The sequence below is a fragment of the Pseudomonas sp. S2_H10 genome (genome assembly GCF_054668285.1).
In genome coordinates this window covers 1,567,151-1,593,789 of the sequence record NZ_CP162754.1, presented here as the reverse complement: position 1 = coordinate 1,593,789, position 26,639 = coordinate 1,567,151, and the positions used below count along the sequence as shown (strand labels likewise).

At 61.9% G+C, this 26,639-nt stretch carries 29 protein-coding genes and 3 pseudogenes; 18 read left to right on the top strand and 14 right to left on the bottom strand.

The window, feature by feature from the left end:
* Positions 1-87 precede the first annotated feature (87 nt).
* Positions 88-873, top strand: coding sequence for a sulfite exporter TauE/SafE family protein (locus AB4O16_RS07045; protein WP_110659362.1), 786 nt, complete (start codon positions 88-90; stop codon positions 871-873).
* A gap of 20 nt (positions 874-893) precedes the next feature.
* Here the strand turns inward: AB4O16_RS07045 and AB4O16_RS07040 are convergent.
* Positions 894-971 (bottom strand): annotated as a pseudogene (locus AB4O16_RS07040) (VOC family protein); the annotation flags it as partial.
* Between the two features lie 132 nt (positions 972-1,103).
* Here AB4O16_RS07040 and AB4O16_RS07035 point away from each other — a divergent pair.
* Complete coding sequence (locus AB4O16_RS07035) at positions 1,104-1,655, top strand: DUF4174 domain-containing protein (RefSeq protein WP_460157368.1); 552 nt, start codon at positions 1,104-1,106, stop codon at positions 1,653-1,655.
* A gap of 191 nt (positions 1,656-1,846) precedes the next feature.
* On the opposite strand, the gene ampC is transcribed toward AB4O16_RS07035, so the two are convergent.
* From ampC to AB4O16_RS07020, 3 genes are all read right to left on the bottom strand, one after another.
* Positions 1,847-2,956: a class C beta-lactamase gene (gene ampC, locus AB4O16_RS07030; protein ID WP_460158039.1), complete on the bottom strand. Its 1,110-nt coding sequence runs from the start codon at positions 2,954-2,956 to the stop codon at positions 1,847-1,849.
* A 143-nt stretch (positions 2,957-3,099) separates the two neighbouring features.
* On the bottom strand, positions 3,100-4,443 hold the full coding sequence (gene gudD / locus AB4O16_RS07025) for a glucarate dehydratase (protein WP_460157367.1): 1,344 nt from the start codon (positions 4,441-4,443) through the stop codon (positions 3,100-3,102).
* A gap of 12 nt (positions 4,444-4,455) precedes the next feature.
* The gene (locus tag AB4O16_RS07020; RefSeq protein WP_460157366.1) at positions 4,456-5,802 is read right to left on the bottom strand and encodes an MFS transporter; all 1,347 of its coding nucleotides are present in this window, start codon (positions 5,800-5,802) and stop codon (positions 4,456-4,458) included.
* 279 nt (positions 5,803-6,081) lie between these two features.
* Between AB4O16_RS07020 and AB4O16_RS07015 the strand changes: the two genes are divergently transcribed.
* Positions 6,082-6,792 (top strand): FadR/GntR family transcriptional regulator, encoded by a 711-nt coding sequence (locus tag AB4O16_RS07015; protein WP_150715864.1) that lies wholly within the window; start codon positions 6,082-6,084, stop codon positions 6,790-6,792.
* A 670-nt stretch (positions 6,793-7,462) separates the two neighbouring features.
* Here AB4O16_RS07015 and AB4O16_RS07010 read toward each other — a convergent pair.
* Positions 7,463-8,374 (bottom strand): DMT family transporter, encoded by a 912-nt coding sequence (locus AB4O16_RS07010; protein WP_460157365.1) that lies wholly within the window; start codon positions 8,372-8,374, stop codon positions 7,463-7,465.
* A gap of 96 nt (positions 8,375-8,470) precedes the next feature.
* On the opposite strand from AB4O16_RS07010, the gene AB4O16_RS07005 reads away from it, so the two are divergent.
* The gene (locus tag AB4O16_RS07005) at positions 8,471-9,334 is read left to right on the top strand and encodes a LysR family transcriptional regulator (protein ID WP_160389957.1); all 864 of its coding nucleotides are present in this window, start codon (positions 8,471-8,473) and stop codon (positions 9,332-9,334) included.
* 43 nt (positions 9,335-9,377) lie between these two features.
* On the opposite strand, the pseudogene AB4O16_RS07000 reads toward AB4O16_RS07005, so the two are convergent.
* Positions 9,378-9,482, bottom strand: a pseudogene (locus AB4O16_RS07000) (hypothetical protein); the annotation flags it as partial.
* Between the two features lie 159 nt (positions 9,483-9,641).
* Between AB4O16_RS07000 and AB4O16_RS06995 the strand changes: the two are divergent.
* Positions 9,642-10,703, top strand: coding sequence for an AI-2E family transporter (locus AB4O16_RS06995; protein ID WP_160389958.1), 1,062 nt, complete (start codon positions 9,642-9,644; stop codon positions 10,701-10,703).
* Here AB4O16_RS06995 and AB4O16_RS06990 read toward each other — a convergent pair.
* From AB4O16_RS06990 to AB4O16_RS06980, 3 genes are all read right to left on the bottom strand, one after another.
* The gene (locus AB4O16_RS06990) at positions 10,700-10,891 is read right to left on the bottom strand and encodes a hypothetical protein (RefSeq protein WP_150715869.1); all 192 of its coding nucleotides are present in this window, start codon (positions 10,889-10,891) and stop codon (positions 10,700-10,702) included. The genes AB4O16_RS06995 and AB4O16_RS06990 overlap by 4 nt on opposite strands.
* A 115-nt stretch (positions 10,892-11,006) precedes the next feature.
* The gene (locus tag AB4O16_RS06985) at positions 11,007-11,201 is read right to left on the bottom strand and encodes a hypothetical protein (protein ID WP_007988042.1); all 195 of its coding nucleotides are present in this window, start codon (positions 11,199-11,201) and stop codon (positions 11,007-11,009) included.
* A gap of 649 nt (positions 11,202-11,850) precedes the next feature.
* Positions 11,851-12,216 carry a hypothetical protein gene (locus AB4O16_RS06980; RefSeq protein ID WP_160389959.1) on the bottom strand — a complete coding sequence of 122 codons (366 nt, stop codon included), beginning with the start codon at positions 12,214-12,216 and terminating at the stop codon, positions 11,851-11,853.
* 246 nt (positions 12,217-12,462) lie between these two features.
* On the opposite strand from AB4O16_RS06980, the gene AB4O16_RS06975 reads away from it, so the two are divergent.
* Entirely contained in the window at positions 12,463-13,281 is an 819-nt protein-coding gene (locus AB4O16_RS06975) for a shikimate 5-dehydrogenase (protein WP_160389960.1), read from the top strand.
* 14 nt (positions 13,282-13,295) lie between these two features.
* Positions 13,296-13,481, top strand: a pseudogene (locus AB4O16_RS06970) (cupin domain-containing protein); the annotation flags it as partial.
* Between the two features lie 163 nt (positions 13,482-13,644).
* Here AB4O16_RS06970 and AB4O16_RS06965 read toward each other — a convergent pair.
* Positions 13,645-14,289 carry a YceH family protein gene (locus tag AB4O16_RS06965; RefSeq protein ID WP_150715873.1) on the bottom strand — a complete coding sequence of 215 codons (645 nt, stop codon included), beginning with the start codon at positions 14,287-14,289 and terminating at the stop codon, positions 13,645-13,647.
* Between the two features lie 171 nt (positions 14,290-14,460).
* On the opposite strand from AB4O16_RS06965, the gene AB4O16_RS06960 reads away from it, so the two are divergent.
* The 7 genes from AB4O16_RS06960 to AB4O16_RS06930 are packed head-to-tail and all read left to right on the top strand — an operon-like array spanning position 14,461 to position 20,135.
* Positions 14,461-15,633, top strand: a complete 1,173-nt coding sequence (locus AB4O16_RS06960) for an acyl-CoA dehydrogenase family protein (protein WP_460157364.1) — start codon at positions 14,461-14,463, stop codon at positions 15,631-15,633.
* Positions 15,630-16,823: an acyl-CoA dehydrogenase family protein gene (locus tag AB4O16_RS06955; protein ID WP_460157363.1), complete on the top strand. Its 1,194-nt coding sequence runs from the start codon at positions 15,630-15,632 to the stop codon at positions 16,821-16,823. The genes AB4O16_RS06960 and AB4O16_RS06955 overlap by 4 nt, the downstream gene beginning before the upstream one ends.
* Positions 16,824-16,836: 13 nt before the next feature.
* The gene (locus tag AB4O16_RS06950) at positions 16,837-17,619 is read left to right on the top strand and encodes an SDR family oxidoreductase (RefSeq protein ID WP_460157362.1); all 783 of its coding nucleotides are present in this window, start codon (positions 16,837-16,839) and stop codon (positions 17,617-17,619) included.
* Between the two features lie 2 nt (positions 17,620-17,621).
* Entirely contained in the window at positions 17,622-18,080 is a 459-nt protein-coding gene (locus AB4O16_RS06945) for a MaoC family dehydratase (RefSeq protein ID WP_160389964.1), read from the top strand.
* A 31-nt stretch (positions 18,081-18,111) separates the two neighbouring features.
* A complete protein-coding gene (locus AB4O16_RS06940; protein ID WP_160389965.1) occupies positions 18,112-19,314 on the top strand; it encodes an acetyl-CoA C-acyltransferase in 1,203 nt (400 codons plus the stop codon).
* The gene (locus AB4O16_RS06935; RefSeq protein ID WP_160389966.1) at positions 19,315-19,704 is read left to right on the top strand and encodes a steroid Delta-isomerase; all 390 of its coding nucleotides are present in this window, start codon (positions 19,315-19,317) and stop codon (positions 19,702-19,704) included. It abuts the gene before it with no gap.
* The gene (locus tag AB4O16_RS06930; protein WP_160389967.1) at positions 19,701-20,135 is read left to right on the top strand and encodes a nuclear transport factor 2 family protein; all 435 of its coding nucleotides are present in this window, start codon (positions 19,701-19,703) and stop codon (positions 20,133-20,135) included. Before AB4O16_RS06935 ends, AB4O16_RS06930 begins: the two co-directional genes overlap by 4 nt.
* A 297-nt stretch (positions 20,136-20,432) precedes the next feature.
* Here AB4O16_RS06930 and AB4O16_RS06925 read toward each other — a convergent pair whose 3' ends face one another.
* Positions 20,433-20,930, bottom strand: a complete 498-nt coding sequence (locus tag AB4O16_RS06925) for an SRPBCC family protein (RefSeq protein WP_460157361.1) — start codon at positions 20,928-20,930, stop codon at positions 20,433-20,435.
* A 13-nt stretch (positions 20,931-20,943) separates the two neighbouring features.
* Positions 20,944-21,720, bottom strand: a complete 777-nt coding sequence (locus tag AB4O16_RS06920) for an SDR family oxidoreductase (RefSeq protein WP_460157360.1) — start codon at positions 21,718-21,720, stop codon at positions 20,944-20,946.
* A 292-nt stretch (positions 21,721-22,012) separates the two neighbouring features.
* Here AB4O16_RS06920 and AB4O16_RS06915 point away from each other — a divergent pair, with 292 nt between their 5' ends.
* Genes AB4O16_RS06915 through dmpG form a run of 4 tightly spaced genes read left to right on the top strand, consistent with a single transcriptional unit; the run spans position 22,013 to position 25,606 of the window.
* A complete protein-coding gene (locus AB4O16_RS06915) occupies positions 22,013-22,843 on the top strand; it encodes an alpha/beta fold hydrolase (RefSeq protein WP_160389970.1) in 831 nt (276 codons plus the stop codon).
* Positions 22,840-23,631, top strand: coding sequence for a fumarylacetoacetate hydrolase family protein (locus AB4O16_RS06910; RefSeq protein ID WP_460157359.1), 792 nt, complete (start codon positions 22,840-22,842; stop codon positions 23,629-23,631). Before AB4O16_RS06915 ends, AB4O16_RS06910 begins: the two co-directional genes overlap by 4 nt.
* A gap of 18 nt (positions 23,632-23,649) precedes the next feature.
* A complete protein-coding gene (locus AB4O16_RS06905; RefSeq protein WP_150715885.1) occupies positions 23,650-24,558 on the top strand; it encodes an acetaldehyde dehydrogenase (acetylating) in 909 nt (302 codons plus the stop codon).
* 13 nt (positions 24,559-24,571) lie between these two features.
* Positions 24,572-25,606: a 4-hydroxy-2-oxovalerate aldolase gene (dmpG, locus tag AB4O16_RS06900; RefSeq protein WP_460157358.1), complete on the top strand. Its 1,035-nt coding sequence runs from the start codon at positions 24,572-24,574 to the stop codon at positions 25,604-25,606.
* 64 nt (positions 25,607-25,670) lie between these two features.
* Here dmpG and AB4O16_RS06895 read toward each other — a convergent pair whose 3' ends face one another.
* Positions 25,671-25,838: a hypothetical protein gene (locus AB4O16_RS06895; protein ID WP_178120803.1), complete on the bottom strand. Its 168-nt coding sequence runs from the start codon at positions 25,836-25,838 to the stop codon at positions 25,671-25,673.
* Between the two features lie 222 nt (positions 25,839-26,060).
* Entirely contained in the window at positions 26,061-26,609 is a 549-nt protein-coding gene (nudE, locus tag AB4O16_RS06890; RefSeq protein WP_150715887.1) for an ADP compounds hydrolase NudE, read from the bottom strand.
* Between the last annotated feature and the right edge of the window lie 30 nt (positions 26,610-26,639).

Below are 26,639 nucleotides of genomic sequence, written 5' to 3'. Positions count from 1 at the left end.
AAGATAGATCGTATCGATATAACTGGTTATAAGAAATATCGCTATGCTGCGGGCCAGATTTTCCCTGCGATCGTTGTGGACGTATTCATGGATTTAGTGAACATCGGGTTGGTCGTTGCCGGATTGGTGGTGGGTTTTATCGTCGGCATGACTGGCGTGGGTGGCGGGTCATTGATGACCCCGATCCTGCTGTGGTTCGGCATCAACCCGGCGACCGCGGTCGGTACCGACCTGCTGTACGCTGCCATCACCAAATCCAGCGGCGTGCTGGTGCACCGCAAGAACAACAACATCGACTGGGCGATTACCGGCTGGCTGACCCTTGGCAGCGTGCCCGCGGTGGCGCTGACGTTGTGGTTCCTGAGCAGCTTGCACTCCAGCCCCGATGCAATGAACGCGATCATCAAGCAGGCTCTCGGCTTTGTGTTGTTCGCCACGGCGCTGGCGATTCTGTTCAAGAAACGTCTGCTGGATTTCGCCCACAAACGTGCGGGCGGCAACTACAACCCCAGCGGCTCGCGCCTCAATGTCCTGACGGTCATCACTGGCCTGGTCCTCGGCACCATGGTCGCGCTGACGTCCATCGGCGCCGGTGCACTGGGCACCGTGGCCCTGTTCATTCTCTATCCGATGCTGCCGACCCGCCGCCTGGTCGGCACCGAAATCGCCCACGCCGTGCCGCTGACCCTGGTCGCGGGCCTTGGCCATGCGAGCATGGGCAACATGGATTGGCACGTATTGGGTTACTTGCTGGTGGGCTCGTTGCCGGGGATTTACCTGGGCAGCCACCTGACCGGGCGCATCTCCGACGAACTGCTGCGCCCTTGCCTGGCGACCATGCTGTTGTTGATCGGTTACAAGCTGGCGTTCTGATTCCATCCGCCACGCCAGCGTCATTCGCGGGTGAGTATTTCCAACAGATGCCCGTCCGGGTCATCGAAATACACCCGCCGTCCTCCCGCCTGATGATTAGCCCGACCTGTTGCGCAATGACCGCCCTGACCTAAGCTTGGGGCAAGGCGGAAAACATTTGCGGGACGTCAACCGGAACGATCGCCGCGATGCGCAATCATTAGAGCGTGGATATCAAAAAGGAGATGCGCATGCTCATCAGGTCACTGACCCTGGCTACCTTGCTGGCGATTGCCGGCCCATTATTCGCCGCCGATGGCGACTCACCGCTGGACATGGACAAGGGCAGGGCCCGACCTCTGATCGTCATCGCTCCGAGTACTGTTGATCCGGCTTGGGTCAACCTGAAAAAGGCGCTGGATGAGCCGGCCAACCGCAAGGGCTTCACCGACCGCAACATGGTGCTCTACACCGTGCTCAATCTGATGGGCCAGCGCGACGGCAAGGACCTCGGGCCCCAGGACACGGCGGCGCTGATCCGCTCGCTCAAGCTGGGCGCCGGCGCCAAGACCAAGGTGATCCTGGTCGGCAAGGATGGCGAAAAGAAACTTGATCAATCGGACGCCATCAAGCTGGACGAGATTTTCAGCGCGGTCGATCAGTTGCCGGCAGCCGAGAAAGAATTCACGGCGACCGTGGCCGCTCCCGTTACGGAAGCCGAGCCGGCGGTCAAAGGTGCCAAGGGCGCCAAACCTGCAAAACCGGGCAAACCGGCCAAGCCGCCGGAAATGCCGGATGATTGATCCTCAATCTTGTGGCGATGGAACGTTTTTCTGTGGGAGCGAGCTTGCTCGCGATGGCGCCGTAACAGTCGATGTAAATGCTGAATGTCAGGCCGTCATCGCGAGCAAGCTCGCTCCCACAGGTTTCGTGTATCAGATGATCAGTATTAACTTCTAGATGTCGTCTTTTTCTCTGGGAAAGCAAACAAGGCTTACCGAGTAAGGGCACTCAAAACCTGATGAGCGATCTTGACCCGCTCCGCATTCGGATAATTCTTGTTAGCCAGAATCACAATGCCGATGTCCTTCGATGGCACGTACGCCACGTAAGCACCGAAACCACCGGTCGAGCCGGTCTTGTTGATCAGCACGTCCTGCGGCTGCGCTTGTGGCGGGTTCAGCCACTGGACTTCATGCGCCTGCATGGCCATCGGCGTGGAGTTGCCGTCCAGCAAGCGATCCAGTGTGATCGGGTAGCGATACATCTCCCAACCGAGGCCCTGGGTCATGTCGCCGACGGTGTAGTAGCCGCTGTGAGTCAGGGCGATGGCTTGCTGCAACGGCTTTTCCAGAGACGCCGGGTGCATGTTGGCCTCGACGTAAGCGAGCAAGTCAGCGGCACTGGTTTTTACGCCATACGCCTCGGAATCCAGCGCACCCGGAGTGACCCGTACCGGTTTGCCGTCCTTGTTGTAGCCCTGGGCGTAGAGCGCCATCCGGTCCTGCGGAACATGCAGGTAGGTGTGCTTGAGGCCCAGTTTCGGCAGCAGGGTTTTCTCCATCAGTTCATCGAACGGCTGGCCCATGCTGTGGGCGGCGAGGTAGCCGAACAGGCCCAGGCTGGGGTTCGAATACAGTCGGTGACTGCCGGGGGCGTAGAGCGGTTTCCATTGTTGGTAGTAGCCGAGCATTTTGTCGGCCGAATCGGACTCGGCAGGAAATTGCAGGGGCAAACCGCCGGCACTGTAGGTACCCAATTGCAGCACGCTGATGTGGTCGAAGGCACTGCCGCGCAAGGCCGGCAGGACCTGGCTGGCCTTGTCCGACAGCGACAGCTTGCCCGTGGCCTGGGCGTAGGCGGCGAGGGTGGCGGTGAAGGTTTTGCTGACCGAGCCGATCTCGAACAGCGTGTCCTGTGTGACGGGGCTGCCGGTTTCTTTCGAGGCGACACCATAGTTGAAGTAGTGCGCCTGGCCGTTGACGGTGACTGCCACGGCCATGCCTTGAATACCCTCGGCCTGCATCACCGGTTGTACTGCGGCGTTCACAACCGTCTCGATTTGATCCTGCGCCACGCATTGGCCAGCGGCGAGCATCGCCATGCAAGCGGCGATGGTTTTCAGCCTGTCCATGTTGGTTTCATCCGTCGTTGATTCAGTAGCGCGTCATTTTAGGGGCTTAAGCGCCATGCTCCGAGCGCTTTTTAAAATCGGCCGCCAACAGGCGGCCACGCGCAACCGTTGATTCAACGCACCAGGCACGGCCGCTTGTTATCGAACTTCCAGCCAGGAATCAGGAACTGCATTGCCACGCTGTCATCCCGCGCCCCCAGGCCCATGCCTTTGTACAGTTCGTGAGCCTTAGTCAGTTGATCCATGTCCAGCTCGACACCCAGCCCCGGTTTCTGCGGCACCTGCACGCAGCCGTCGACGATTTGCAGCGGGGCCTTGGTCAGGCGCTGGCCGTCCTGCCAGATCCAGTGGGTGTCGATGGCGGTGATTTCGCCCGGCGCGGCCGCCGCGACATGGGTGAACATCGCCAGGGAGATGTCGAAATGATTGTTGGAATGCGAACCCCAGGTCAGGCCCCATTCGTGGCACATCTGCGCCACGCGCACTGAGCCCTGCATGGTCCAGAAATGCGGGTCGGCCAGGGGGATATCGACCGACTGCAACTGGATCGCGTGACCCATCTCCCGCCAGTCGGTGGCGATCATGTTGGTCGCGGTTTTCAGGCCTGTGGCCCGGCGGAACTCGGCCATGACTTCGCGTCCCGAGTAACCGTTTTCCGCGCCGCACGGGTCTTCGGCATAGGCCAGCACGCGGTGCTGATCGCGGCACAGGCGGATGGCTTCTTTCAGTGACCAGGCACCGTTGGGGTCGAGGGTGATGCGCGCATCGGGGAAACGTTCGGCGAGGGCGGTGACCGCTTCGATTTCGGCGTCGCCGCTGAGCACGCCGCCCTTGAGTTTGAAATCCTTGAAACCGTAACGGGCATGGGCTGCCTCGGCCAGGCGCACCACCGCGTCGGCGGTCATGGCTTGCTCATGGCGCACGCGGAACCAGTCGTTGTCGGCGTCCGGTTCGCTGCGGTAGGCGAGGTCGGTTTCGTTGCGGTCACCGACATAAAACAGATAACCCAGCATCTTCACTTCATCGCGCTGCTGACCTTCGCCGAGCAGGGCGGCCACCGGCACGTCCAGGTGCTGGCCGAGCAAGTCGAGCAAGGCGGCTTCCAGGCCGGTGACGGCGTGGATGGTGATGCGCAGGTCGAAGGTCTGCAAACCGCGGCCACCGGCATCGCGGTCGGCGAAGGTCTGGCGTACCTGATTGAGAATCTTCTGATAAGTGCCAATCGGGCTGCCGACCACCAGGCTGCGCGCGTCTTCGAGGGTCTGGCGAATGCGCTCGCCCCCCGGCACTTCGCCGACGCCGGTGTGGCCGGCGTTGTCCTTGAGGATCACGATATTGCGGGTGAAAAACGGGCCGTGGGCGCCGCTCAGGTTGAGCAGCATGCCATCGTGGCCGGCCACCGGAACAATCTGCATGCTGGTGATGATCGGGGCCTTGGCGATTTCTTGTGCGGTCATTTTCTTATCCTTTCAGGCGTGACGTGGCGCAGCTTTGGCCGATTCGACGGCAGGCGCGGATTTGGGGGTGTTGCGGGCGGCGAAGACGATGATGGCGGCGATGATCGAGGTCGCGGCCAGGCCGTAGAGCCCGCCCTGAATGGAGCCGGTGCGTTCTTCCAGCAGACCGAAAGTGGTCGGCGCAACGAAACCACCGAGGTTGCCCACCGAGTTGATCAACGCGATGACGCCAGCGGCAATGCGTGCATCCAGGTAGGCCTGGGGAATCGGCCAGAACAGTGACGAGGCCGATTTGAAGCCCAGCGCGGCAAAGCAGATCGCAACGAAGGCGAACACCGGCCCGCCGGTGGTGGACATGAACATCCCGGTGGCTGCAATCAGCAGCGCGGCGGCAACCCAGGCCTGCTGGTGTTTCCATTTGGCCGACAAGGTTGCGAAGGCGTACATGCCGACAATCGACAGCAACCACGGAATCGAGTTGAACAGCCCGACCTGGACGTCGCTCAGGTCGCCCATCTTCTTGATGATGCTCGGCAGCCAGAACGTCGCGGCGTAGATGGTCAGCTGGATAAAGAAGTAGATCAGGCAGAACAGGATGATCTGGCGATCCTTGAGCAACTTGCCCAGTGATGGCTTGATCGGCGTGGCGGCTTCTCGGGCCAGTTGTTCGTCGTCGATGGCCTTGACCAGCGCGTCCTGCTCTTCGCGGCTCAGCCATTTGGCGTCGTGGGGTTTGGAGTCCAGCCAGAACCAGACGAACACGCACAACCCCACCGAAAACATACCCTCGATGAAGTACATCCACTGCCAACCGTGCATGCCCAGCCCTTCGATTTGCAGGAGCAAGCCGGACAGCGGACCGGAGATCAGCGAGGCCACTGCCGAACCGCTGAGGAAGATGGCGATCGCCTTGCCGCGCTCCACGCCAGGCAACCAGCGGGTGAAGTAGTAGATCACCCCGGGGAAGAACCCGGCTTCGGCCACACCCAGCAGAAAACGCAGAATGTAGAAGTGGGTTTCGTTCTGGATGAATGCCATGCATGCGGCCACCAGGCCCCAGGTCAGCATGATCCGGGTCAGCCAGATGCGCGCGCCGACTTTTTGCAGAAGGATGTTGGAAGGCACTTCGAACAGCGCGTAACCGATGAAGAACAGACCGGCACCCAGGCCATAGGCGGCAGCGCCAATGCCCAGGTCGTGTTCCATGTGGGCGCGGACGAAACCGATGTTCACCCGATCAATGTAATTGACGATGAACATGATGACGAACAGCGGCAAGACGTGACGTTTGACTTTGGCGATGGCGGACTTCAGCGCTGAATCGGCGTCGTCGCGCATCCCGGAGATGGATGTATTCACTGCGTTTTCTCCCACTCGTTATTTTTATGCGGGGTGAAGCTGAGTGCTGCGTTGTTGATAGACATCATACAACTAGATTTTTTCATCGCGCAACCATGCTTATCCAACAAAATGGTGCTTTATAGGGGTGTTTTTATATTTTTGTCAGTGCTGGCTCGCGTGTTTTCGCCTCAAAATTGGCTTGATCTTGAGTGTTGTCATACAAGTTGAGCGAGATTTTTCAGGATTCCCGCCAGGCGCGGTGCTACGATTCGGTAGCCCTGATTGGTGGACAGCCTCATGCAAGAAGACCTCGAAGTACCTGCTCGCAAGCGCAGCCATAACCTGGCCCATGACCTGGTGGAGAAACTGACCCAGCGCATCCTGCTCGGGCAGATGTTGCCCGGCGACAAGTTGCCGTCGGAAAACACCATCGTTCAAGAGCACGGGGTCAGTCGCACGGTGGTGCGTGAGGCGATCTCGAAGTTGCAGGCCTCGGGGCTGGTGGAAACCCGCCATGGCATTGGCACGTTCGTGATCGAGCGTGCGCCGGAGCAGGGGCTGCGCCTGAATGTCGACACGGCGTTGGGGGTGCGCAGCATTCTGGAGTTGCGCATGGGCCTGGAAACCCAGGCGGCCGCGCTGGCGGCAAGCCGTCGCAGCGACCTGCACCTGTTGCAGATGCGTGAAGCGCTGGACGACTATCAAAGCCTGCTGGCCAACAACGACAGCTGCGTCGAAGCCGACCGGCGTTTTCATCTGTTGATCGCCGAAGCCACCGGCAACCTGTGCTTCACCGAGATCATGCAGCACCTGGGCAATGCGATGATTCCGCGCACCCGGGTCAATGCCGCCGAGCGCGGCGCGGTGGATTTGAGCAAGCTGGGTCAGTTGGCCAACCTTGAACACGAGGCGATCCTCAACGCCATCAAGCGCCAGGACCCGGATGCGGCGCGGGCGGCGATGTGGTTGCACCTGACCAACAGCCGTGACCGGTTTGCGCCCAGTTGATGGTCAGGGATACCGCGTTATCGTTCATCGCGGGCAAGCCGCGCTCCCACAGGTTCTGCGGCTGTACTCAAGAACTGCGGCAACCCTAAAACCCTGTGGGAGGACCCGGATGCGGCGCGGGCGGCGATGTGGTTGCACCTGACCAACAGCCGTGACCGCTTTTCGCCCAGTTGATGGTCAGGGATACCGCGTTATCGTTCATCGCGGGCAAGCCGCGCTCCCACAGGTTCTGCGGCTGTACTCAAGAACTGCGGCAACCCTAAAACCCTGTGGGAGGACCCGGATGTGGCGCGGGCGGCGATGTGGTTGCACCTGACCAATAGCCGCGACCGCTTTTCGCCCAGTTGATGGTCAGGGATACCGCGTTATCGTTCATCGCGGGCAAGCCGCGCTCCCACAGGTTCTGCGGCTGTACTCAAGAACTGCGGCAACCCTAAAACCCTGTGGGAGGACCCGGATGTGGCGCGGGCGGCGATGTGGTTGCACCTGACCAATAGCCGCGACCGCTTTTCGCCCAGTTGATGGTCAGGGATACCGCGTTATCGTTCATCGCGGGCAAGCCGCGCTCCCACAGGTTCTGCGGCTGTACTCAAGAACTGCGGCAACCCAAGAATCCTGTGGGAGCGGGCTTGCCCGCGATAGCGCCAGACCTGACAGCGAAAAACCTGAATCAGACCCTGACAGCCTGAACAACCACAATCCGCCGCTCCAGATTCAACGCCAGCACACTCGCCAGCACCACCAGCCCGCCGACCACGATCATCAGCGTCGGCCGCTCGCCGAGCGCGCAGGACGCTATGACCATTGCCGTCGGCGGCGTCAGGTACAGGGTCATCGTCGCCCGGCTCAAATCGACGTGCGCCAGCACATAGGCCCAGGCCAGGTACGCCAGGGCACTGGGGAATACACCCAGGGTGAACACGGCGAGCTGCACGCGCAGCGGCGCCTGGGCGATCTGGTCCACCAGGCCGGGCAGGAAAACCAGCAACAGCGCCGTCCCGGACCACACCGTGTAACACACCAGCGTCAGCCCGTCGTATCGCCCGGTGTGATGTTTTTGCAGGGCGAAGTAGAGACTCCAGGACACCGCCGCCAGCAGGATCAGCAAGCCGTGGGCGTCGATGCTGCCCAGGCCATGATCGCCCGCCACCACAATCACCACGCCGAACAACCCGAGCAGCACGCAACCCCAGCGCCACAGGCTCACCTGATCCTTGAGCACGAAGCGCGCGATCAGCGTGCTGAACAATGGTGTGGTCTGGGCCAGGACGCTCGAGGCGCCAGCGCTGACACCCTGTTGTCCGAAGTTGATCGCCACGTGGTGCAGGCTCACCGCAAAGAAACCCAGGCCGAACATCAGTGGCAGATCGCGCAGGCTCGGCAGGCGTATGCCTTTGAATGCTGCGATCACGGCCATGAACAGCGAAGCCAGGAGGAAGCGCAGGAGCGCCAGGTGCACGGGGTCGTAGGCCAGCAGGCCGATATGAATGCCGGTCGGGGAATAACCCCAGCAGGCCACGACAAAGGAAATGGCCAGGATGATTTTCCAGGGTGAAACGGGGGAGGGCGTGAGCGGCGTCATGGTCGTGCACCTGTGGGCGGATGCAGCGAGTATCAGAAAGCGTACCGTTCACCACAACTGACTTATACTGTGCTGATCGTTCACTATGGGTGATGTATGGAGCTGGCACAGATTCGCATGTTCAAGACCGTGGCCGAGGTCGGCAGCATCGCCCGCGCGGCCGAGCTGTTGCATTGCGTGCCGTCGAACATCACCGCGCGGATCAAGGCCCTGGAGGCCGAACTCGGCGTCGCGCTGTTCCTGCGTGAGGGCCGCGGGCTGCGCATCAGCCCTTCCGGGCAGACCTTCCTGGCCTACGCTTCGAAAATTCTTGCCCTCACCGCCGAAGCCAAGCGCGCGGTTGATCCAGGCTCCGAACCGTCCGGCGCGTTGCGCATCGGCGCCATCGAGTCGTCGGCCACCGGGCGCTTGCCGCGCCTGCTGGCGAAATTCCACAAGCGTTTCCCGCAGGTCGCGCTGGAGCTGACCACCGGCACCTGGGCCCAGTTGCTCGACGACACGCTCAATCACAAGCTCGACGGTGCAATCGTCGCGGTCGACGTCGAGCGTTCGCATCTCAAGCGCACGCCGATGTACCGCGAAGAGTTGCTGCTGATCGCCTCGACTTCCCTCGGGCCGCTGCGCGACGTGACGGACCTGCATGACAAGACCGTTTTCCTTTGGCCCCAAGGCTGTCCGTACCGGGCGGCGATGGAGCACTGGTTATGGCGCAACGGATTGGCACTGCCGATTGTCAGCCTGGCCAGCTATGGCGCGATTGTCGGTTGCGTCAGCGCCGGGGCCGGCGTGGCGCTGGTGACGAAAGGGGTGTTCGATCAATACGCCAAGGGCGCCGGGTGCGTGGCGTTCGAGTTTCCCGAACTGACGGCCATCGAGAGCCTGTTCTACTGGCACGAAAACGCCGGGGTGCACCCGGCGCGTGAGGCGTTCGTGGCGATGCTGCGCGAAGAGTTTGCCTGACGCAGAACCTGTGGGAAACCTGTGGGAGCAAGCTCGCTCCCACAGGTTTTTGTGTGTATTTGACCCCCGGGCCGCCGTAGGCGAAGGCATAACGCATGTTTTTCAGGGTGCCGGTGGGGGCGAGCAGTTCTGGCGCGCTGGGGGGCATGGCGGTGTCGGTCGCAAAAGCCGCGCAGGGTAAACCTTCGGTGGCGAGGTTTATTGACCTGAATCCATGATAGTTCAACAAAGCGATGGCACTCGCGCGAGCCGTAGCGGACTAAACATCAAGGCGGAAGTTTTTCGTCCTCGCTGGCATGGACCGGACATGAAAGAAACGACCCTGCAAGACAGATCGCTGACGGTTTTGCTGGTGCTGGTGAGCGCCGCCTTCATCTGGATCCTGCTGCCGTTTTACGGCGCGGTGTTCTGGGCGGTGATCCTCGGCATCCTCTTTGCGCCGCTGCAGACCCGGTTGCAACTGAAGTTTGGCTGGCAACGCAACCTCACGTCGCTGTGCACGTTGAGCATTTGCCTGGTGATTGCGATTCTGCCGGTGATCATCATCAGCGCCTTGCTGGTTCAGGAAGGCGCGACGCTCTACAAAAGCATCGAGAGCGGCGAACTCGACATTGCCGGGTACGTGTCGCAGTTCAAGCACAGCCTGCCGCCGTATTTCCAGCATCTGCTGGATCGTTTCGGCATGGGCGAGTTGAATGGGCTGCGAGAGAAAATCGTCAAAAGCGCGATGACCGGCGGTCAGGAGCTGGCGGCGCAGGCCTTCATTTTCGGCCAGGGCACCTTCGAGTTCGTCGTCAGTTTTTTCATCATGCTGTACCTGCTGTTTTTCTTCCTGCGCGACGGTGCGGAGCTGGCGCGCAAGGTGCGCCAGGCGGTGCCATTGCAGGAGCAGCAGAAGCGCCGTTTGCAGCTCAAGTTCAATCGTGTGGTACGGGCCACGGTGAAAGGCAACCTGGTGGTGGCGATCACCCAGGGCGCGCTGGGTGGCCTGATTTTCTGGTTTCTGGACATCCACAGCGTGTTGCTCTGGGCGGTGTTGATGGCGTTTCTGTCGCTGCTGCCGGCGGTGGGGGCGGGGATCGTCTGGGTGCCGGTGGCGGTGTTTTTCCTGCTCACCGGGGCAATCTGGCAGGGCGTTGTGCTGGTGTTGTTCGGGGTCTTCGTGATCGGGCTGGTGGACAACCTGCTCAGGCCATTGCTGGTGGGCAAGGACACCAGGATGCCGGACTACATGATCCTGATCTCGACCCTCGGTGGCCTGGCGATTTTCGGCCTGAACGGCTTTGTCATCGGCCCGTTGATCGCGGCCTTGTTCATGTCGAGCTGGGCCATTTTCATTGAAACCAAACCGCGGGTGCAGCTGCCTTAGGCGCTGAGCCTGCCGGACTGCCCGGTGCCGATGCGTTGCGACAGCTCCTTTGCTGCGGGCAGCGAAGTGAGCGGGCCGCTGATCTGCACGCCGTCCTGCACCAGATACCAGCAGGCGAGCATGCCCAGCTCTCTGAGCTGTGCGGGGACGGCGCTGCCGATAACGGACATGATCTGAACCTGGGACATGACAAGTACCTCCATCAATCTGTGGAGCTACTGTAAGGTCCGGGTACCTTGAGGGGTAATCAACGTTTTCAATAGTGGTCATTAATGCCAGCGGGGGCAAACGACCGTTGGTCGGTCAGCTGACCACCTGATCGAGCATATGAACCACTTCCTGCTCGTTGAGCAGGCCCTTGCGCACCAGGTTTTGCGTGAGCAGCGAAAGAAACTTGGCGCTGCGATGGCCTTCCAGGTGCTTGAGTTCGGTCAGTGCGTTGTACACCTTGCTGGAGGTGCACAGACCGACGATGCGGTGCGGGTTTTGCGTTGGCATGTGGTCGTCCTTGTTGTTATCAACCTGTTTTCGACGGACAGCACCGAGCTTGGGCATCTGTCATGACAAAAATATGACCGCTTGATGCCGCACGGCAGAAAACCGGTCGAGTCCATCTTGCCCGCTTTCGCCGCGTGCACTGTCCCGATAGCGACCTTGACGAGATTTATCCAGACCTGCGTCGACAGACGGGCATGAAAAAGGCTCTTCATGCGATCCCTGTAGGAGCCGGCTTGCTGGCGATGGACTCAAACGCGCCGCGTTTATCCTGTTTACACGCGTTATCGTTGACGACCATCGCTGGCAAGCCAGCTCCTACAAGGGACCGCGTCCTGGTCGAAACACGCAAAACCTGTAGGAGCCGGCTTGCTGGCGATGGACTCAAGTGCGCCGCGTTTATCCGGTTTACACGCGTTATCGTTGACGACCATCGCTGGCAAGCCAGCTCCTACAAGGGACCGCGTCCTGGTCGAAACACGCAAAACCTGTAGGAGCCGGCTTGCCGGCGATGGACTCAAGTGCGCCGCGTTTATCCTGTTTACACGCGTTTTCGTTAACGACCATCGCCGGCAAGCCGGCTCCTACAGGTTTTCGGGAATCCGTGACGGACAAAAAAGCCCCGCTGATTCAGCGGGGCTTGATGGGTTCGTTACCAGCGACCGTGTGGTGGGCCGTAGTAGCCGCGTGGCGGGCCGTAGTAACCACGGGGTGGTCCGTAGTAGACCGGGGCCGGACGGTAGTAGATCGGTTGTTGCACGTAGACCGGGGCCGGCTGGTAGTAAACCGGAGGCGGCGGTGCGTAATAAACCGGAGGCGGTGCTGCGTACACCGGTTGCGGTGCGACATAGACCGGGCGGTTGGCGTTGATCAGAGCCGAGCCGACAATGGCCGTACCGACGATTGCGCCAAACACCGCCGGGCCCTGCCAGTAATTGCCACCACCATGGGCTTGCGCCTGTCCTGCGATAGCGAGGGCGCCGATCAGCAAGGCTACTGTGGGGATTTTACGGATCATGATAGTTCCTCGGTTCTTCAGCCCGGCGCCTGTGCCTGCAATAGACCCAGGGATTGTCGCGGGGTTACTTCTAAGACAGCGTTTTTTTGAAAATCGGCACGGCCGTTGGGTAAATTTTGTGTAAGGTCTGTACCGACTTTCTTACCGAGCCGTGTAAGCCCGTGTAATCAGGCTTATATGATCGATCAGAACCCGATGGGGGGCTAATCCCGTCCATCCGAAAAGTGCATTCGAAGGAGCTTGCCCATGCAGATGAACCCCAACAAAGACACCCAGTTGTGCATGTCCCTTTCAGGGCGTCCCGGGAACTTTGGCCTGCGTTTTCACAATCATCTGTATGAACAGCTTGGCCTGAATTTTTACTACAAGGCCTTTGCCAGCCAGGACCTGACGGGCGCCGTTGCCGGCATTCGCGCGCTGCGCATCCGTGGCTGTGGCGTGTCGATGCCGTTCAAGGAAGCCTGCATTGCCCTGGTGGACGAACTCGACGCTTCTGCCGCCGCGATTCAATCGATCAACACCATCGTCAACACCGACGGCCATCTCAAGGCCTACAACACCGATTACATCGCCGTTGCCCAGTTGCTGGAAAAACACCAGGTGCCCAGGGATTCGACCTTTGCCCTGCGCGGCAGCGGTGGCATGGCCAAGGCCGTGGCGAGCGCCTTGCGCGATGGCGGCTATGAAAACGGCCTGATCGTCGCCCGCAACGAACGCGCCGGGCAGGCGCTGGCGCAGTCGCTGGGGTATGAATGGCAGGCGGAGCTGGGCAATCGTCGCCCGCAGATGCTGGTCAACGTCACCCCGATCGGCATGACGGGCGGAGCGGAGGCCGGGCAACTGGCCTTTGAACCTGACGTGATCGAAAAAGCGCAAACCGTGTTCGATGTGGTGGCGATTCCCTCGGAAACGCCACTGATCGTGCGAGCTCGTGCCGAAGGCAAGCGGGTCATCACCGGGCTGGAAGTGATCGCGATCCAGGCGCTGGAGCAATTTGTGCTCTATACCGGTGTGCGGCCGACGGATGAGCAATTCCACAAGGCCGTCGAGTTTGCCCGCAGCTAGGAGGTGTCCATGCATCCAGTCACGGCGAGTTGCGCTACCTGGCCGTCAGCACCCAGCAGTCACCGCAGATCTGCGAGTACCCGGATTCCGGCAAGTATGCGGTGATGGATGACTTCAAGGTGGATGCCGAGGGTAACGCGTCAGGCTTTGTTGCGGTGGCCCGGCAGGCGGATGGGGTGGATTACTGGGATGGTGAGTAGCACGCATTACAAGGTGCCTTACAAACCGCTATCGCGAGCAAGCTCGCTCCCACAGTAATTTGTAAAGGTACATGGCATTTGTGAACGCCATAAAACCCTGTGGGAGCGAGCTTGCTCGCGATGTCGACAGTACATCCAACACCAAAGTAAATGGCGGATCACTTTATTCAAGCCGCGCCAAGCGCTCTTCCAGCGCCGCAATCCGTGCTTCGAGCTCTTCGATCCGTTCCACCGAAACCCCGCTGCTGCCGCGCTCGGAAGGGTTCCCTCGGGCCGCCATGATCGCCTCGATATCCGCCGGATCACCCAAAGCGTGGGTATAACGGTCTTCGCGCTGGCCGGCCTGACGTGGAATCAGCACCGCCAGACCCCGGGCAATCAGGCGTTCGAGTTGATGCACCACCTGTTCGGCGTCTTCGAATTCATGCATGCGGCCGCTGCGGGTCAGCAGTTCATTGACGGTCTGCGGGCCGCGCAGGAACATCAGCCCGGTCAGGATCACCTGCGCCGGCACCAGTTCCAGCGCCTTGTCGACCTTGTGCTCCCAGCGGTCGGCGCGGCTGCCCATCACCAGCCTGGCGAAGCCGCGTCCTTCGAGGGCGCGCAGGCTCTGGCCGACCTGGCCCGGCGTCAGGTTCATCACCGGCTCGCGGCTGGTTTTCTGGTTGCAGGCGATCACCAGGGCATTGAGGGTCAGGGGATAGGTTTCCGGGCTGGTGGCCTGTTTCTCGATCAACGACCCCAGAATGCGGATTTCCGTGCTGTTGAGCCGCGGCTCGTCGAACGTCGTCTCTTGCTCGGTGCTCATGTTCTGCGTCCTTAGCCGATTCATGTTTTTCACTTGCGTAGACGCACTTTGACATCGCCCGTTCGGACTAGGCAAGGCTAACGATTCTGCCGCGCCCGGGCGGCGCCAGACTTCATGCTCAAAGGGGTGTTGCGCCACGCGCGCCCCGCCAAACGAGCAGAAGGCGCCGCGATGGAGTTTGCATTCAGCGACGAACAGGAAATGATCCGCGCATCGGCCGAGGGATTCCTCGCCGATGTCTCGGATTCTGCCGCCGTGCGCGCGGCAATGGTCAGCGAACGGGGGTTCGACGAAGCCCTCTGGCAGCGGTTGTGCCAGGAAATGTACTGGCCGGCCATTCATATCCCCGAAACCTACGGCGGTCTGGGCCTCGGCTATGTCGAGCTGACGATCCTGCTGGAGCAGATGGGCCGGCGTTTGCTGTGCTCGCCATTTTTTGCCACCGCCTGCATGGCCACGCCCGCGCTATTGCTGGCGGCCAATGATGAGCAGAAGCAGCGCTGGTTGCCGTCGATCGCCGACGGCAGCGTGACCGCGACCCTGGCGTTCAGCAGTGCCAATGGCTGGTCCGCCGACGACGTCCAGGCAACGGTGGTGGCGGAGGGCGACGGTTTTGTCCTCCACGGCTCCCTCAAGCATGTGCTCGACGGGCAGGGTGCTGACCTGTTGATCATTGCCGCGCGGCAACCCGGCTCGACCGGTGAAACCGGCATCAGCCTGTTTGCCGTCAGCGCCGAGCGGGCCGGCATCGAGCGGCAGATGCTGCCGACCATGGACCAGACCCGACGCCAGGCGCGGATCCAGCTCAAGGGCCTGTACCTTGAAGCCGACTGCCTGCTGGGAGAATTCGGCAGTGGCTGGCCGCACCTCGAGCGGGTCCTGCAACTGGCCTGCATCGGGCTGGCTGCCGAGCAGACCGGCGGCGCGCAACAGGTGCTCGACCTCAGCGTGGCCTACATGCAGGAACGCCAGCAATTCGGCCGTCCGATTGCCAGCTTCCAGGCCCTCAAGCACCGCGCCGCCGACATGATGCTGCAAGTCGAGTGTGCGCGTTCGGCCAGTTACTACGCCGCGTGCGTGGCCCAGGAAGTCCTCGACCCGCAGGGCGATCCGCAGGTCGCGGCCGAACTGCCGCTGGCGGCGGCGCTGGCCAAGGCGCAGTGCTCGGAAACCTATTTCCACTGCGCCTCCGAATCCATCCAGTTGCACGGCGGTGTCGGTTTCACCTGGGAATACGACCCGCACCTCTACTTCAAGCGCGCCCGCGCCAGCGAGAGCTTCCTCGGGCTACCGGCCTGGCATCGCGAGCGCATTGCTTCGGTGATTCTGGGAGAGCAGCCATGAAAATCAGTTTCAGCGAGCAAGACGAACGCTTCCGCCAGGAAGTCGCCGACTGGATGAGCGCCAACCTCTGCGGCGAATTCGAAGCCCTGCGTTTTCGCGGCGGTCCGGGCGACGAGCACATGTTTCCCGAAGAGCGCAAAGCCTGGGAGCGCAAACTCGCCGAGGGTGGCTGGACTTGCGTCGGCTGGGCGCCGGAGCATGGCGGGCGTGGCCTGTCGATCACCCGGCAAGTGATCTTCCACGAAGAGTATGCCCGCGCTGGCGGCCCCGGTCGCATGGGCCACATCGGCGAAGGCCTGGCCGGGCCGACCATTGCCGCGTTCGGCACGGTCGAGCAGCAACAGCGCTTTTTGCCGGGGATCGTCAGCGGTACGTCGTTCTGGTGCCAGGGCTATTCAGAGCCGGGCGCCGGTTCCGACCTGGCCAACGTCAAGACCCGCGCAACGCTGGATGAAGCCACCGGCAGTTGGATTATCAATGGCCAGAAAGTCTGGACCTCCCTGGCCCACGAATCGGACTGGTGTTTTGTCATCGCCCGCACCGAACCGGGCAGCGTCGGCCATCGCGGCCTGTCGTTCCTGCTGGTGCCGATGGCCCAGGCTGAAATCAGCGTACGCCCGATCGAGCAACTGACCGGCACCTCGGAATTCAACGAAGTGTTCTTCGACGATGCCCGCACCGACGCCGCCAACATCATCGGCGCGCCGGGCGATGGCTGGAAGATCGCCATGGCGCTGCTGGGTTTCGAGCGGGGCGTGTCGACCCTCGGCCAGCAGATGCAGTTTCAGAACGAACTCAACGAAATCATCGCCATTGCCAAGGCCAACGGCGCCGACCGCGATCCGATCCTGCGTCAGCGCCTGGCCGAAGCCTGGAGCGGGCTGCGGATCATGCGCTACAACTCGCTGCGCATGCTCTCGGGTAGCCAGGACGGTTCGCTGCGCAAAGAGGCGACCATCTACAAGCTGTTCTGGTCGACCTGGCACGCCAGCCTCGGCAAGTTGGCGATGGACGTGCTTGGCGCCGAGGCGGAACTGCTCGAAGCCGCGCCTTACCAGTTGACCCGTTTGCAGTCGCTGTACCTGTTCAGCCGCGCCGACACCCTGTACGGCGGCAGCAACGAAATCCAGCGCAACATCATCGCCGAGCGTGCCCTGGGCATGCCCAAAGAGCCGCGTCCGCGCGCCTGAAAGGAGAGAGTTCATGTCTGTACCTCAATATGTTGAAGGTCGCGGCCTGCTGCGCGGCAAGTCGGTGCTGATCACCGCCGCCGCCGGCGCCGGGATCGGTTTTTCCGCCGCCGTGCGCGCCGCCGAAGAAGGTTGCCGCGCGCTGATGATCAGCGATATCCACGAAGGCCGGCTGGCCGAAGCGGTGCTGAAAATCCGCGAAACCACCGGGCTGCAACAGGTCTTCGGCCAGGTCTGCAACGTCGCCGACGAAGCCCAGGTGCAAAACCTGATTGCCTGCGCCGAGCGCGACCTGCAAGGGGTCGATGTGTTGATCAACAACGCCGGTCTCGGCGGCTCGCGCCTGCTGGTGGACATGGCCGACGAAGAGTGGAATCGGGTCATCGACGTGACGCTCACCGGCACCATGCGCATGACCCGCGCCATGCTGCCGAAAATGATGGAGCGGCGTGCTGGAGTCATCGTCAACAATGCCTCGGTGCTGGGCTGGCGCGCGCAGAAAGAACAGGCGCACTACGCCGCCGCCAAGGCCGGCGTGATGGCGCTGACCCGCTGTGCAGCGGTCGAGGCCGCCGACTACGGCATCCGCATCAACGCGGTCAGCCCGAGCATTGCCCTGCACGATTTCCTGCGCAAATCCGCGCCCCAGGCGGTGCTCGATCAACTCGCCGCCAACGAAGCGTTCGGCCGCGCCGCCGAAGTCTGGGAAGTGGCCAACGTGATGATGTTCCTGGCCAGCGACTACAGCTCCTACATGACCGGCGAAGTGTTGTCGGTGTCCAGCCAGAGGGCGTGACCATGCCACGTATTTTCGATACGCCGATGGCCTTGTTCGACGCCGTGGGGCAGGCGCTCGGTGTCAGCGACTGGCTGCTGCTGGATCAGGCCCGAATCAATCTGTTTGCCGACGCCACCGGTGATCACCAGTGGATTCACGTCGATCCGGTCAAGGCCGCCAGCGGTCCGTTTGGCGCCTGCATTGCCCACGGCTATCTGAGCCTGTCACTGGTGAACCTGTTCTTGCCGCAGATCGTCGAGGTCCGTGGCCTGGCCATGGGCGTCAATTACGGCTGCGAGCGGGTGCGCTTCCCTTCGGTGGTGCGCGTCGGTTCGCGGGTGCGCGGCAGTGCGCAATTGACTGCGGTCGAGGAAGTGAAGGGCGGCGTGCAGGTGACCATTCGCGTCAGCGTCGAAATCGACGGCGAGGAACGTCCAGGCTGTGTGGTCGACACCATCAGCCGTTACTACCCAGCCTAAGCCTGTCAGCAGAATTTTCGAGGAATTGAGCATGAAAGAAGCCGTCATCGTTTCGACCGCCCGTACTCCGATCGGCAAGGCCTTTCGCGGAGCCTTCAACGACACCGAAGCCCCACAACTGGGCGGCCACGTGGTGCGCGAAGCCGTGCGTCGTGCCGGCATCGAGCCGGGAGAAGTGGACGACGTGATCATCGGCGCCGCGGCGCAGCAGGGCACCCAGTCGTATAACCTGGGGCGCCTGTGCGCGATTGCCGGTGGCTTGCCGACTTCCGTCGCCGGGATGGCCGTCGAGCGCCAGTGCTCGTCGGGCCTGATGAGCATCGCCATGGCCGCCAAAGGCATCATGTGCGACGAAATCGACATCGCCGTGGCCGGTGGCCTGGAGTCGATTTCCCTGGTGCAGAACAAGCACAAAAACCTGTATCGCAACCAGTCCAGCCTGGTGCTCGACCTCGATCCACACGCTTACATCCCGATGATCGAAACCGCCGAGATCGTCTCCGCGCGTTATGGCATCTCCCGCGACGAGCAGGACGAATACAGCTACCAGAGCCAGCTGCGTACCGCACAAGCCCAGAGCGCCGGGCGCTTCGACCGTGAGCTCGCACCGCTGGCCAGCCGCAAGGCACTGTTCGACAAGGCCACCGGTGAAACCAGTTATGAAACTCTCACCTTGCTGCGCGACGAGTGCAACCGCATCGACACCACCCTCGAGAGCCTGAAGGCGCTGGAGCCGGTATGGCCGGGCGGTCAGTGGAGCGAAAAGGGGCGTTTCATCACTGCCGGCAATGCCTCGCAGTTGTCCGACGGTGCGTCGGCGTCAGTGTTGATGAGCGCGAAAATGGCCGAGAAACGTGGCCTGGAACCGCTGGGCATTTATCGCGGCATGGCGGTCGCCGGCTGCAACTCCGACGAGATGGGCATCGGCCCGATCTACGCCATTCCCAAGCTGCTCAAGCGCCACGGCCTGACCATGGATCATATCGGCCTGTGGGAGTTGAACGAAGCGTTCGCCTGTCAGGTGCTGTACTGCCGCGACACCCTGGGCATTCCGGCCGAGCGTCTGAACGTCAACGGCGGGGCGATTTCCATCGGCCATCCGTTCGGCATGTCCGGGGCGCGGATGGTCGGCCACGCATTGATCGAAGGCCAGCGCCGCGGTCTGCGTTATGTGGTGGTGAGCATGTGCATCGGTGGCGGCATGGGCGCGGCAGCCCTGTTCGAGGTGGTCTGAATGATCAGCGCACAGCAGATTCAGGCGACCATGGCGCGTTATGTCGAGCTGGTGGATGCCGGCGACATCGACGGCATTCTCGCGCTCTACGCCAGTAACGCTACCGTGGAAGACCCGGTCGGCCAGGCGCCGTTGCAGGGCATCGACGCTATCGCGCGTTTCTACCGTGAAGGGTTGGGGGCGATGAACGTCTGCGCCACCCAAACCGGCCCGGTGCGCGCGACGCTCAACGGTTGCGGCGCGATGCCGTTCCGGGTCGACATGGAGTGGGGCGGGCAGCCCTGCTCGCTGCACGTGATCGATGTGATGGAGTTCGATGCCGACGGCAAGATCCGTTCGATGAAAGCCTTCTGGAGTGAAGTCAACGTGACGGCGCGAGGTGCAGCATGAATCTGGAGCAGCGGGTCGCCCGCCTGGAAGCGCTGGAGGACATCCGCCAGCTCAAGCATCGCTACCTCAATGCCTGCGACCTCAAGCAGGTCGAGGTGATTGCCGATTGCTTCGCCGAAGGTGAAGTGCTGATCGATTACGGGCCGCTGGGGATCTTTCGCGAGCGCGACAGTTTTGTCGCGCTGTACCGCGAACTGGCCTGCCATGCGCGGGTGATCGACCTGCATCACGGCGCCAACCCGGAAATCGAAGTGCTGAGCGAGGATCAGGCCCAGGGCCGTTGGGCCCTGTGGTATTTCAATGTGGATGGCGAGAGCGGGGCGACGCGGCAGCTGGGCGGGTTCTATCAGGACCGTTACCAGCGCATCGCCGGCCAATGGAAGATCATCGCCACCTGCTTTACCGCTCACTCGGAAGTAGCGCGTCCCTGAAGCACCTGTGGGAGCTGGCTTGCCAGCGATGGCGACATGTCAGGCAACATCAATGTTGAATGTGCCGGCCTCATCGCCGGCAAGCCAGCTCCCACAGTTTTTGCGGTGAGCCTGGAATTTGCGGACGACCCAATTCACTGTGGGAGCTGGCTTGCCAGCGATGGCGACATGTCAGGCAACATCAATGTTGGATGTGCTGGCCTCATCGCCGGCAAGCCAGCTCCTACAGTTTTTGTGGTGAGCCTGGCATTTGCGGACGACCCGATTCCCTGTGGGCTTGCCAGCGATGGCGGTGTGTCAGGCGACATCTATGCGGGAGGTGCTCAACGCCATATCCGGATTCTGCGTCCGGCCGGTTTCGTAGTAGGCCTTGAGGTTCTCGGTGATCTGCCGCACGACCTTGTTGAAGGCCTTGGCCAACAACCTCTCAAACAGCCTGCCACCGCGCAGGCTGTAGCGCATTTGCAGGGTGATGCGGGTCGCATTGCCTTCGGGTTGCAAGGCGTAGCTGAACGTGGCTTCGCGAAACGGGAAGGGCGAGCCATTGGTGCCTTTATGCAAAAGCAATTCGAAGCCGGTGCCTTCCTGCCATTGCATCACGCTTTCATCCAGATACTGGTCGCCCTTGCGCAGCACTCGGCGACTGGCGCCCACGCCTTCGTGTGCGCCGGGGTGAAAGTGGCAACCGGTGAGCCCCGGCACATAGTGCGGGGCCAGGCTCAGGTCGCGCAGTTTGGCCCACGCCACCTGGGGAGACAGCTCAAGTCGTACGCTGTGGCTGGCAATTGCGGACATGTCGGGGCTCCTGTCATGAATGGGATTGGGCTGCATCGAGAAACGCCGGGCGTTCGCCCGCGCCATGCACCGCGATGTCCGCGCCGCTGACGTAACGGGCCAGTTTCGAGGCCAGGTACAGGCAGGTATCGCCGATGTCTTCCGGATTCGCCAGGCGTTGCAGCGGGATGGTCGCCGCCACCCGGGCAATGCCGGCATCGTCACCATAATGCATGGCTGCCTGCTCGGTGAGAATCAGCCCTGCGGTCACGGCGTTGACTCGCACCTTCGGCGCCCATTCCACCGCCAGTGAGGTGGTCAGGTTCAACAGCCCGGCCTTGGCCGCGCCATAGGCAGCGGTGCCGGGGGAAGGGCGGGTGGCGCTGACGCTGCAGATGTTGATGATCGCGCCGCCGTCGGCTTGGGCCTGCATCACCTGGTTGGCTTGCTGGCACAGGTTCAGCGGCGCGATCAGATTCAGGCGGATGATCGCTTCGCTGAAACGCGGCGAGGCCGTGGCGGCATTGGCATTCGGCGAACCGCCGGCGTTGTTGACCAGCACATCGAGGCGACCGAAGCGCTCGACGATCTTCGTGATCAGGCCTGCGGATTGCTCGACATCGCGCAGGTCACAGGCCACGAACAATGCCTCGCGTCCGCCGCTGGCAGGCAAGGTCTGCGGGGCTTCGCGACCGCAGATCACCACCTCGGCACCGCAGTCGAGAAAGCGCTGAGTGATACCGCGCCCGACGCCTTTGCCGCCGCCTGTGACCAGTACCACTTTGCCGTGAAAGTCCATTGGATCAGCCATTCGAGTTCTCTTTTTGTCGCTCGGGAATGCCTTCGATGCTAGGTCTGCCGACCGTGTAATCCAACGTCCGATGGGACTAGAGACTGTGGGAGCGAGCCTGCTCGCGATGGACGTCAACGATAACGCGCAAAGCCTGATGCCCCGCGGTGTGCTGACGTTTTTCGCGAGCAGGCTCGCTCCTACAGGAGAGGAGGCGTAGTTCAGGAGAGCAGGCGTAGTCTTGTCGGACGATGTTGATTTCCCGGGCCCTCGGAATAATCCGAGCTACAACAACAGGCCGGGAGGACACCTTATGGGCGCTTCAGCGCAAGGGCACTTCGTTACGCTGCCGGATGGTTTGCAGCTGCACTATAAAGACACCGGCGGGAGCGGCGAACCGGTGATTTTCATTCACGGCAGCGGGCCGGGCGCCAGCGGTCACAGCAACTTCAAGCAGAACTACCCGGTGTTCGCCGAGGCCGGTTACCGGGTCATCGTTCCCGACCTGCCGGGCTACGGCGCTTCGGACAAACCCGAGACCCTCTACACCCTGGATTTCTTCGTCGCCGCGCTGAGCGGTCTGCTCGATGCCCTGGACATCCAGCGCTGCGTGCTGGTCGGCAACTCCCTGGGCGGTGCGATCGCGATCAAGCTGACCCTCGACCAACCGCAGCGTGTCAGCCGTCTGGTGCTGATGGCCCCCGGTGGCCTGATGGAAAAGGAGCAGTACTACCTGCAGATGGAAGGCATCCAGAAAATGGGCGCGGCCTTCGCCAAAGGTGAGCTGAACGATGCAGCGGGCATGCGTCGCCTGCTGGCTCTGCAACTGTTCGATGAAAGCCTGATCAGCGACGAAACGGTCAACGAGCGCGTGGCCGTGGTGCAGCAGCAGCCGGTGTGTGTGCTGTCGACCATGCAGGTGCCGAACATGACGTCGCGCCTGGCCGAACTGCAATGCCCGATCCTCGGTTTCTGGGGCATGAACGACAAGTTCTGCCCGTCCTCCGGAGCCCGGACCATGCTCGAAAACTGCTCCGGTATCCGTTTCGTGATGCTCAGCGAGTGCGGGCATTGGGTCCAGGTCGAACACCGTGACTTCTTCAATAGCCAGTGTCTGGCATTCCTTCAGGAGGCCCGCGGATGAGCGTGCAATTGCGCCGTGAGTTCGGCGAAGAGCTTTATCAGGCGCTGCTCAGCGGCTCCACCCTGGCACCGCTGACCGAACGCTGGCCGTCGATCAGCATCGAAGACGCCTACCACATTTCCCTCTACGCGATTGAGCGTCGGGTGGCGGCCGGCGACCAGATCGTCGGCAAGAAAATCGGCGTGACCTCGGCGGCGGTGCAGCAGATGCTCAACGTGCATCAGCCGGATTTCGGCTTCATCACGCGGCAGATGTCGTTCGCTGACGATGCGCAGATTTCCCTGTCGGCCAACAAACTGATCCAGCCCCGCGCCGAGGGCGAGATCGCCTTCAAGCTCAAGCATGATCTGGTCGGCCCCGGCATCACCGAAGCCGACGTACTGGCTGCCACCGAATACGTGATGCCGTGCTTCGAGATCGTCGACTCGCGGATTCACGACTGGCGCATCCGCATCCAGGACACCGTGGCCGACAACGCCTCCTGCGGCGTGTTCGTGTTGGGCGACAGCCAGGTCGATCCGCGTGAGCTGGACCTGCCGAACCTGCGCATGCGCGTGTCCAAGAACGGCGAGCCCCTGAGCGAAGGCCTGGGTTCGGCGGTGCAAGGCAATCCGCTGACCGCCGTGGCCTGGCTGGCCAACACCCTGGGCGCCTTCGGCATTCCGTTCAAGGCCGGGGAAATCATCCTGTCCGGATCCCTGGTACCGCTGGAACCGGCCCGTGCCGGCGACCATTTTTCGCTGACTATCGATGGCCTGGGCAGTGCCCGGGTGTCTTTCTGCGCCTGACTTTTGGAGTTTGACCCCATGAGCAAAAAACTCAGAGCGGCCATTATCGGCCCGGGCAACATCGGCACCGATCTGCTGATGAAGATGTGCCGATCGGAGTGGATCGAGCCGGTGTGGATGGTCGGCGTCGACCCTGAATCCGAAGGCCTGAAGCGTGCCCGGGAAATGGGCATCAAAACCACTGCCGGTGGTGTCGACGGCTTGCTGCCGCACGTGCTCGACGATGACATTCGCATCGCCTTCGATGCCACCTCGGCCTATGTGCACGCGGAAAACAGCCGCAAGCTCAACGAACTCGGGGTGATCATGATCGACCTCACGCCGGCGGCCATCGGCCCGTACTGCGTGCCGCCGGTCAACCTCAAGGAGCACGCCTCGAGCCTGGCGATGAACGTCAACATGGTCACCTGCGGTGGCCAGGCGACCATCCCGATGGTGGCGGCGGTGTCGCGGGTGCAACCGGTGAGCTACGGCGAAATCGTCGCCACCGTGTCCTCGGGCTCGGTCGGCCCGGGCACTCGACAGAACATCGATGAATTCACCCGCACCACCGCCGGTGCGGTGGAGAAGATCGGCGGCGCCCGGCGCGGCAAGGCGATCATCGTGATCAACCCGGCCGAGCCGCCGTTGATGATGCGCGACACCATCCATTGCCTGACCGATGACGAGCCAAACCAGGACGCGATCCGCACCTCGGTGCTGGAGATGGTCCGCGAAGTGCAGCGCTATGTGCCCGGCTACAAGCTGATCAACGGGCCGGTGTTCGACGGGCGCAAGGTGTCGATTTTCATCGAGGTCGAAGGCCTCGGCGATTTCCTGCCCAAGTCCGCCGGCAACCTCGACATCATGACCGCCGCCGGTTTGCGCACGGCCGAGATGTTCGCCGAAGAAGCCCACAAGGGCGCCCTGCAACTGCCCGTCCGTTGAGTGGAGAATCCCGATGAATCTACAAGGTAAGAGCGTCCGTCTGCACGACATGAGCCTGCGCGACGGCATGCACGCCAAACAGCACCAGATCAGCATTCAACAAATGGTCTCGGTGGCCACCGGCCTCGATGCGGCCGGCGTGCCGCTGATCGAGATCACCCATGGCGATGGCCTCGGCGGGGCGTCGCTGAACTACGGCTTCCCGGCCCACAGCGACGAGGAGTATTTCTCTGCGGTGATCCCGCAGATGAAACAGGCCAGGGTCTCGGCCCTGTTGTTGCCGGGGATCGGCACTCTCGACCATCTGAGGATGGCTCACGAACACGGCGTGTCGACCATTCGCGTGGCGACCCACTGCACCGAGGCGGACGTGTCCGGCCAGCACATCGGCATGTCGGCGAAGATGGGCCTGGACACCGTCGGCTTCCTGATGATGGCGCACATGGTCAGCCCGGAGAAACTGCTGGAGCAGGCGCGCCTGATGGAAAGCTACGGCGCCAACTGCATCTACTGCACCGACTCGGCCGGCTACATGCTGCCCGATGAAGTGACGCAAAAGATCGGAGCCCTGCGTGCGGGGTTGAATGCCGGGACTGAAGTCGGTTTCCACGGTCACCACAACATGGGCATGGCCATCGCCAACTCTCTGGCCGCGATCGAGGCCGGTGCTGCGCGCATCGATGGTTCGGTTGCGGGCCTGGGCGCTGGGGCGGGCAACACGCCGCTGGAAGTGTTCGTCGCGGTGCTGGAGCGCATGGGCGTCAACAGCGGCGTCGACCTGTACAAGATCATGGACGTGGCCGAAGACCTGGTGGTGCCGATGATGGACCAGCCGATCCGTCTCGACCGCGATGCGCTGACGTTGGGGTATGCCGGGGTGTACAGCTCGTTCCTGCTGTTTGCCAAGCGGGCAGAGCAGAAGTACGGGATTGCCGCTCGTGAATTGCTGGTGGAACTGGGCCGGCGCGGAACCGTGGGTGGTCAGGAGGATATGATCGAAGACCTGGCGTTGACCTTGTCCCGGGCCAGGGGTGTACTGCCGACCTGATTATTGCGGCAACGAAAAAACCACCGATGATTCGGTGGTTTTTTTATGGCCGTGGAAACCGTGCTCAAGGCAGCAGATTGCGCACCACGGGCGGATAGCAATTGATCGCCGCGTTCGAACAGCTGAAGTAGGCCGTGGTCGGTCGGTAGGCTTCGTTCTTGAACAGTTGGCAGAGGCTGGCGGTGCTGCCGGCACAGAGGATGATGAACAGAGCACAAGTAGATTTGCGCATGATGGGTCTCGACACGGTTTTATTGTTGTAGAGACAGGTTATGGCGGTGGCTCGCGAGTGGCTTCGTCCGAATGGACTAGGTGATGAATTGGATATTCAACAACCCCCTGTAGGAGCGAGCCTGCTCGCGATGGTCGTCAACGATAACGCGTGAACTCTGGAGAAACGCGGTGTCCTTGTGTTCTTCGCGAGCAGGCTCGCTCCTACAGGTATTGTGTGGTGTCAGGTTCGTTGGGCGAGGGCGGCTATTGCCATGAACAGCGCAGCAATCGCCCGCGCTTCATGCAGTTCACCACGCGCCACCAGTTCGGGAATCTGCGCCATCGGTACGCGCAGGCATTCCAGGGGTTCGGGTTCGTCGCCTTCGAGTTGGCAGGGGCTCAATTGTTCAGCCAACACCACCCGGTAGCGGTGGCACAAATGCCCCGGTGCCAGGGTCAGCTCGCCCAGTTCGGTGAGGCGTTCGGCGCGCATGCCGACTTCTTCGCTCAGCTCGCGCTGGGCCGCCTGCAAATAGTCTTCATCGGGTTCGGCGCCGCCCTTGGGCAGGCCGAGGATGGTTTTTTCCACTCCGACCGCGTATTCGCGCACCAGCAACACATGCGCGGGATCCGGCATCGCCACCAGCATCACCGAGCGATAACCGGTGCCGCGCAGGCGTTCGTAGACCCGCTGCTGGCCGTTGCTGAATTGCAGGTGCAGGGCTTCGATCTGAAAGTGGCCGCTTTGCGCCAGCAGTTCAGTCTTGAGGATGGTTGGGCAGTTGCGCATGGGGCAGTCCCCTGTTTGGGATTAAGTCAC